Genomic DNA, 7,394 nt, shown 5'->3' with positions numbered 1-7,394 from the left:
GCAGGTCGAACGCCTTCCGTACGGCCGCGAGGTCGGCGCCCGTGGGTGAACCGGCCCGCGCCAGGCGCCTGTTGAGCGGCAGGTTCACGCAGACGGTGACGGCCACCGAGAGCGCGTAGAGGGCGGTGGCCACGCCGGTCCAGCGCGCCGCCTCCGGCCGCTCCCGGCGCCGCTGGAGGACCGCGGCGAGCCCCGTGGCGAGGAACACCCCGAGGAACAGCAGCCCGAAGAGCCCGCTGTTGTCGAGGACCCCGTTGATCCGCCGCATCGCGGTCACGTACGCCTCGTCGTCCCGCCGGGCGAGGCGCGGCATGACCGACACGTCGAAGGCGAGGTAGAGCCCCGCCATCAGTCCGGTGCCGATGGTCGCGGCGACGAGCACGGGGCGGGTCGCCAGGTCACGGGGGCGTACGGCCGCCGGTACGCCGGGGACCTCGGGGGGAACGGAGTACATCGGGCTTCCTCTCAGGACGGGCGGGTGACCCCGGTGAGGGTACGTTCGTAGCGCCGGCGCAGCACGGTGTTTCCGATGACCCGGACGGGCGGCGGGATGGTCGCGGCGACCTGCGCCACCGACCGCTTGTCCGCGCCGTCGAACATCCAGGGCTGGAGCGCCGTCATGACCTTGAGCGGGGCGCTGGCGATCACCTTCCGCTCGACCGCGAGGTACTCCTCGGGCGAGAGCCGCGCAAAGACGGGGAAGGAGACCGCCTCCTCGTCCTTGAGGTGGTCCCTCAGCACGGAGTCGAAGCGGGTGGCCGCCTGCTCCACGGCGGCCGGATCACCACCGGGCCGCAGTACGCCCGAGACCGCCTCCATGGCCCGGTCGAGGACCGCGTGGTCCTCGCCGAGCAGCCGCGCCTCGGCGGCGAACTGCGGGGCCCTGGCGAGCAGTCCCGGCCACAGGACGTCGTCCTCGCTGCGGTGGTGCCAGTCGATGATGTCGCGCAGCTGCTGCCACCAGGCGCCGGCCGGCCCGAGACCGGCGCGGGTCAGCAGGGGCGCGGCGGCCAGCAGCCGCCGGGCGTCGCGGCGCATCGCGATGTGCATCAGCGCGAACCCGTGGAAGTGACCGGGCAGGGAACCGAGGCCGTGCTCGCTCGACATGGGACTACTCATGGCCGCCTCCTCGTGGCTGATACGACTCGTCCGATACGTCTCGTCGTGGGCGTCGTCGCGCGCCGGTGCGCGCGGCCCGTGGTCGCGGCCCGCTCGGTGCGGGCCGCGACCACGGGACGGTGTGACGCGAGGTCAGACGTTCCAGACGCCGGTGGCGGCGGCGTCCCTGGCGTAGTCGGAGAAGTCACGGGCCTTGCGGCCCAAGGCCTCCTCCACACCGTTCACGACGTGCGCGTTGCGACCGTCGAGGATGAGGCCGAACAGGTCGGCGAACTCGACCGGCAGCCCGTTCTCCGCCAGGACGGCCCGGTAGTCGTCGAGGGCGACCGGGATGTAGGTGATCTCCCGCCCGGTGGCCTTGGACAGCTCCTCGGCCACGTCCTGGAAGCTCAGCAGCCGGGGCCCGGAGAGCTCGTAGGTCTTGCCGATGTGCTTCGGGTCGGTCAGGGCGGCGGTGACCACGTCCGCGATGTCGTCGGCGTCCGTGAACGGCTCGACGGCGTCACCGGTCGGCAGGGCCAGCTCACCGGAGAGGACGGGGTCCAGGAAGAAGCTCTCGCTGAAGTTCTGGTTGAACCAGCTCGACCGCACGATGGTCCAGTCGGCGCCGGAGTCCTTCAGCTTGTTCTCGCTGACCTGCGCGCCCTCCTCGCCGCGCCCGGAGAGCAGCACCAGCCGGCGGGCGCCCCGCTCGACGGCGAACTTGGAGAAGGCCTCGACGGCCTCGGCCGCGCCGGGGAAGGCGAGGTCGGGGTAGTACGTGACGTAGACGGCTCCCACGCCTTCCAGCGCGCCCTCCCAGGTGGCGGGGTCTTCCCAGACGAAGGGCCGGTCGGCGTTGCGCGAACCGATGCGTACCGGGAGATCCAGCGCGGCGAGCCGCTCGGCGACTCTGCGGCCGGTCTTGCCGGTGCCGCCGATGACGAGTGTCGTCTTCTTGTCTGCCTGGGTGTCCTGCGTGGTCTGTGTCATGACTCCAGTCAAGTGCACCCGGCTGAGACGGTACATAGCCGCAAAGCTCAGTTCCATACGCGTGCGTCCAACATCCCGCGCTCAGGAGTTGCCCAGACCCCCGCAGACATTGATCGCCTGGCCGGTGACGGACGCGGCGCCCTCGCTCGCGAGAAAGCCGACGAGGCTCGCCACCTCCTCGGCGGTGGTGTAGCGGCCGAGCGGGATCTTCGCCTCGAACTGCTCCTGGACGAACTCCTCGGTGGTGTCCCAGGCGGCGGCGTACCCCTGTCTGACCTGTTCGGCCATCGGGGTCTCCACATAGCCGGGGCAGACCGCGTTCACCGTGACCCCGGCCGGCGCCAGCTCCTTGCCGAGGGAGCGGGTGAAGCCGACCACGCCGTGCTTGGACGCGGAGTACGGGGAGCCGAGCAGGACTCCCTGCTTCCCGGCGACCGAGGCGATGTTGATGATGCGGCCGTGGCCGGCCTCCATCAGGCCGCCGCTGCGCAGCACTTCGCGGGTGAGCAGGAAGACGCCGTTGAGATTGGTGTCGATCACGTCGTACCAGAGGTCGTCGGTCATCTCGGCGAGCGGGCCGCCACCGCCCCGGCCCGCGTTGTTCACCAGGACGTTCACCGGGCCGAACTCCCGTACCACCGAGGCCACCAGGGCGGCGACCGACCTCCGGTCCCGTACGTCGGCCGCCGCGCCCTCGGCGCGCAGCCCCTCCGCGCGTAGATCCTCGACCGTCTGCTTGACGTGCTGCACGGTGCGCGCGCAGACAAAGACACGATGTCCCCGCCGCCCCAGTTCCCGCGCTATGGCCAGGCCTATTCCCCGGGTCGCACCGGTGATCAGGGCGACCGGACCGGCCGTCGCCCCCGTCGCTCCCGGCCGGTGCCCGGCCGCCCCCCGTACCTGAATTCCCACGGCTTCCCTCCGCGTCGTCGAATCTCCGTCGGACAACCGCTCTTCGACTCGGAGACGTTATCCGCGCAGGGATCGCTTTCCTTGAATTCTTGAGTACCTGTCGAGCACGTCTCCATGCTTTCGACCTGGGCACCCTTCCATTCCACCGGCCCGCCGAACAGCGCCGAAGATCCTGAATTCCCTTTCGGCATATGCAGTTCGCTTACACGCCGGAAACAATTACCGCCGCCGTGCGCCGCGGTCGTGCGCCGGGGTCGTGCTCAGCTCACCCGGACGAGCGGTTCACGGGAGGTCTCCGCCGCGGCGGCCTCGGGGCCCGCCATCAGGATCGACCGCTGGAGCCGCCGGACGCCCGCGGAGGGCTCCAGGCCCAACTCCTTGACCAGCGTGGAGCGCAGCCGCTGATAGACGCTCAGGGCCTCGCCCCGGCGGCCGGAGCGGTGGAGGGCGAGCATGAACTGGCCGTGCAGGTTCTCGTGCGTGCGGTAGCGGCTGACCAACACGGTGAGTTCGGCGAGCAGTTCGCGGTGCCGGCCCAGCCGCAGGTCCGCCTCGATGCGCTGGTCGAGCGCGCACAGGCGCGACTCCTCCAGGCGCTTGATCTCCATGTCGAGCTGCGCCCCGCACTGGACGTCGGCGAAGGGCGGACCCGTCCACAGGGCGAGCGCCTCCCTCAACTGCCGTGCGGCGCGCGGGTAGTCGCCGGCGTCGGCCGCCCGGTAGCCGAGCCCGGCGAGCCGGTCGAACTCCTTGACGTCGCTGGTCCCGCCGCCGGTGTCGAGCCGGTAGCCGCCGGGGAGGGTGATCAGGATGTCCTTGGCGGTACGCTCCTCCCCGCCCCCCGGCTCGGTCTTGAGCGCGGCCGCTATCAGGGACCGCAACTGGAGGACGTACGTCTGGAGGGTCGTCCTGGCGCTGCGCGGGGGCTCGCCCGCCCACAGTTCCTCGATCAGCGCGGCCACCGGCACCACCTGGTCCGCGTGGAGGGCCAGGACGGCGAGCACCTGACGGGGCTTGGGCGCCGTCGGAGTGATCGATTTCCCGTTCTGTCTCACAGCCAATGCGCCCAGTACGTCGATGTCCACGCGTCTCCCCTATCCCTGCAAGGTGAAGTCAGTGCCGTTCGAGGCCGCTCACGGGGTGCGATTGCTGCGCATGGATTCAAAAACAGGACAGACGGTTTGTCAATATCAAACCGTCCAGACTGTTTTTTGTTAACGCTGCGTACACCAACCACCGCTCCTTCGTCACCGAACGGGCGGGAATCGGTCAGCGCCCACCCGTCAAACGGGCTCCTCGACCGGCATTCCGGGCGCACCGACCACACAGCGGGAGCCGCAGGTCACCACTGTGTCCAGCGCGTCCCGCGCCGCCAGTCTCGGCAGCATCAGCTCCCAGAACCCGGTCAGCGTACGCCGAGAGATCCAGTCCTTGTCGTCCCTTGAGCCAAGTACCTGGAAACCGACCGTCGCAGCCAGGATCGCGTTCACCGCGTCGTCGAGCGACACCCCGTCGGCCAGAGCGCCCTGAGCCGCCGCCCGCTGTAGTACCGTCTCGATCCAGGAGCGCCACTCACGCCGCAGATCGACGCCGGCGACGCGGGAGATGTCGCCGCTCAGCTCGAATCCCGCCCGGACGACCACATCGTCGTCGAGCCCGCACATCAGTGCGTGCGTGCTGTCCACCAGAAGCTGGAGAGCGGCGGGCCCGTCGGCCCCCGCCACGACGGTGAACCGCCGCATCCGCCGCGCGGCCTCTTCCTCGACCCCGCCGGCCAGGGCGCTCTTGCTGTCGAAGTGGAAGTGCAGGGCCCCGTTGCTCACCCCGGCCCGACGGCTGATCGCCGTGAGTGAGGCGGACACGAATCCTTCCTCCGCGAAGACCTCCGCGGCGGCAAGGATCAACGACCGCCGGGTACGGGCGGCGCGCTCCTGCTTGACCATCAACATCTCCAAGGTGTCGGGAGGACCGGCAGCGACGCGCACGTTGCGGCACGACATTAACAAACCGCCGGGGCGGTTTGTATATGGAATACACAACTCCGCCAGCTGAAGGTGCTCCTGGTGGGCGACCGGCTCAAGGCCCGCTCAAGATTGGCTGGAGAACATCTGGAGATCCACTCGACCGAATGAACCACGCGCGGACGCCAGTTCGGCAGTGACACGTGTGTTCTTCCGCTCACTCGGCGTGGCGACCCAGTATTTACGTGGAAGCCGCCCAGAAGCCTGTCGACTATACCGGTCGGTATGTATATTTCCCGCTTCGGGGGAGCTGTACCGCTCTCGTCCTTCACCCGTGATCCGTGCTCCTTGGGGAGGCTCCATGTCCGAAACGACATTCCGGATGAACGACACGTCCGGCTCCGCCGGTCTCTACGGCCCGTCCTGCCCGTCCGGCCCGTCGGCGCCGCCGCTGACCACCACGGTCCCGAAGGAGTTCGTGCACCGCGCGGCGGTGGCGGAGGTCCTGCTCACCGGCTGGCGCCGCGTCGACGCCACGCACTTCGCCGTGACGGCCCAGTGGCCCCGGCTGCACGGCTTCTACAGCGCCGTCCTCGGCCGGCACGACCCGCTGCTCACGGCGGAGACCATCCGTCAGGTCGGTTCGCTGCTGTCCCACGCCGAGTTCGGCGTGCCGCTGGGGCATCAGTTCCTCATGCGGGACCTGTCGTTCACCGTGGACCCGCGGCACCTCGGGGTCACCGGCGTCCCCGCGGACCTCGAACTCGACGTCCGCTGCTCGCAGATACGCAGACGGGGCGCCGAACTGGCCTCGATGCGCTACGAGGCCGTGGTCCACCGGGACGGCCAGATCGTCGCCACCGGGGGCGCGTCCTTCGCGTGCGCCTCCCCCGCCGTGTACCGGCGCGTGCGCGGCGAGCGCGCCGGTACGAAGTCCTCGGCGCACCGGCCCCCGCTGGGGACACCCGTACCACCGCCGGACGTCGGCCGCTCCGCGACGTTCGACGTGGTGCTCTCCCCGACCGACGACGACGGCGTATGGCAGCTGCGCACCGACACCACCCATCCGGTGCTCTTCGACCACCCGGTCGACCACATACCGGGCATGCTGCTGCTCGAAGCGGCCCGGCAGGCCACCCTGGTGACGCTGGGCGCGGGAGACCGCGTCCTGACCAGCTTCACCGGCTCGTTCGACCGTTACGCGGAGCTGGACCTCCCGTGCCGCGTCGAGGCCCGGGTCCTGCCCGAGGACTTCGCGGGCCTCGCGTCGGTCCTGGTGACCGGCCATCAGGAGGGCGAGCAGGTCTTCAGCTGCGTAGTGAGCGCGCCCCGGGACTGACGTCCCGGCCGGGCACGGGGCGTACCGCCGCGTGTTCCTCCACCTCGTCCAGGTAGAGGGCGGCGCGCGCCGCCGCGATCCCCGGGTGAGCAGGTCCGGGGACAGGTCGGTCTCCGGGGAGAGCAGGAAGGCGCGGGCCCGGTCCCGTACCCCGCGCCGCAGCGTGAGGTAGAAGCCGAGGGCGACCAGGAAGTTGAGGACCGCCTTGCCCGCGATGCCCGCGACGGACTGGAGGTACGGTGAGTCGAAGAACCAGTGCATGCCCATCGCCGCCAGCAGGCAGAGGAGGGCCGCGAGGTGGCGCCGGGGCGCCGGCGGGGAGCGGTGGGCGAGCAGGATGCCGACGCCGGTGCCCGCCACGGCGGTCATGGCCCAGTGCGAGCCGATCCCCGTGAGCACGACCCGGGTGGTGAACGACTGGCCGACGGCGGCGCCCTCGTCGATCCCCCCGGCGATCACGAGGGAGTTCATCGCGAAGGTCCAGTTCTCGACGACCTGGAAGCCGAGTCCGGTGAAGGCGCCCAGGAAGAAGCCGTCCAGCGGCCCGCGGACCAGCCGCCGCGACCCCAGCGCGATCAGCAGCACGCCGCACACCTTGAGGAGTTCCTCGTTCAGCGGGGCCGTGAGGGCCGCGCCCCAGCGCGAGCCGAAGTCGATCCCGCCGGTCTTGAACCAGACCCCCTGGAGTCCGGTGTTGGCCACGATGGCGCTGCCCGTCGCCGCGGTGCCTCCCCAGGCGACGCCGCTCCACGCCCACGGGCGGGACGGCGGCCGGACGGGGCGCGCCTGCTCCAGGATGCCCACCCCGACGAGGACGGTGAGCAGCAGCAGTACCGCGGCCAGCACGGCGGAGCCGGGGAAGACCCGGACGAGGCCCGAGAAGTCGTACAGGATCAGCGCCGCGCCGGCCGCGCACAGGACGGCCCACATCAGGCCCACCACCCTGCGCCCGGCGGAGGCGCGGAGCGTGGTCACCAGGCCGTGGCTCACAGGGCGCCCCCGGGGAAGACGACCTCGCGGGCCTGGGCGAGGCCGTCCGCCAGCGCGTCGGGGTCGGCGTCCGGTTCCGCCAGTACGGTGATCTCGACGGC

7 protein-coding genes and 1 pseudogene are annotated in these 7,394 nt (G+C 70.8%); 1 reads left to right on the top strand and 7 read right to left on the bottom strand.

Annotated elements, in window-relative coordinates:
* The 6 genes from GT042_RS19005 to GT042_RS18980 all read right to left on the bottom strand — a co-directional run.
* Positions 1–454 (bottom strand): anthrone oxygenase family protein (locus tag GT042_RS19005; RefSeq protein ID WP_161309915.1); only part of this gene is annotated, 454 nt, incomplete at its 3' end.
* Between the two features lie 11 nt (positions 455–465).
* The gene (locus GT042_RS19000) at positions 466–1,119 is read right to left on the bottom strand and encodes a hemerythrin domain-containing protein (protein WP_161309914.1); all 654 of its coding nucleotides are present in this window, start codon (positions 1,117–1,119) and stop codon (positions 466–468) included.
* A gap of 132 nt (positions 1,120–1,251) precedes the next feature.
* A complete protein-coding gene (locus GT042_RS18995) occupies positions 1,252–2,091 on the bottom strand; it encodes an NmrA family NAD(P)-binding protein (RefSeq protein WP_161309913.1) in 840 nt (279 codons plus the stop codon).
* An 81-nt stretch (positions 2,092–2,172) separates the two neighbouring features.
* Positions 2,173–2,997, bottom strand: a complete 825-nt coding sequence (gene fabG / locus GT042_RS18990) for a 3-oxoacyl-ACP reductase FabG (protein WP_161309917.1) — start codon at positions 2,995–2,997, stop codon at positions 2,173–2,175.
* Positions 2,998–3,263: 266 nt separating this feature from the next.
* A complete protein-coding gene (locus GT042_RS18985; protein WP_161309912.1) occupies positions 3,264–4,088 on the bottom strand; it encodes an AfsR/SARP family transcriptional regulator in 825 nt (274 codons plus the stop codon).
* Between the two features lie 198 nt (positions 4,089–4,286).
* Entirely contained in the window at positions 4,287–4,946 is a 660-nt protein-coding gene (locus GT042_RS18980) for a ScbR family autoregulator-binding transcription factor (RefSeq protein ID WP_161309911.1), read from the bottom strand.
* A gap of 379 nt (positions 4,947–5,325) precedes the next feature.
* Here GT042_RS18980 and GT042_RS18975 point away from each other — a divergent pair, with 379 nt between their 5' ends.
* Positions 5,326–6,303 carry a ScbA/BarX family gamma-butyrolactone biosynthesis protein gene (locus GT042_RS18975; RefSeq protein ID WP_345943831.1) on the top strand — a complete coding sequence of 326 codons (978 nt, stop codon included), beginning with the start codon at positions 5,326–5,328 and terminating at the stop codon, positions 6,301–6,303.
* A gap of 222 nt (positions 6,304–6,525) precedes the next feature.
* On the opposite strand, the pseudogene GT042_RS39195 reads toward GT042_RS18975, so the two are convergent.
* A pseudogene (locus GT042_RS39195) lies at positions 6,526–7,233 on the bottom strand (PrsW family intramembrane metalloprotease); the annotation flags it as partial.
* Positions 7,234–7,394: the final 161 nt, after the last annotated feature.

The organism is Streptomyces sp. SID3212 (assembly GCF_009865405.1).
Taxonomy (GTDB): domain Bacteria; phylum Actinomycetota; class Actinomycetes; order Streptomycetales; family Streptomycetaceae; genus Streptomyces.
This window is presented reverse-complemented; position numbering and strand designations above follow the sequence as displayed.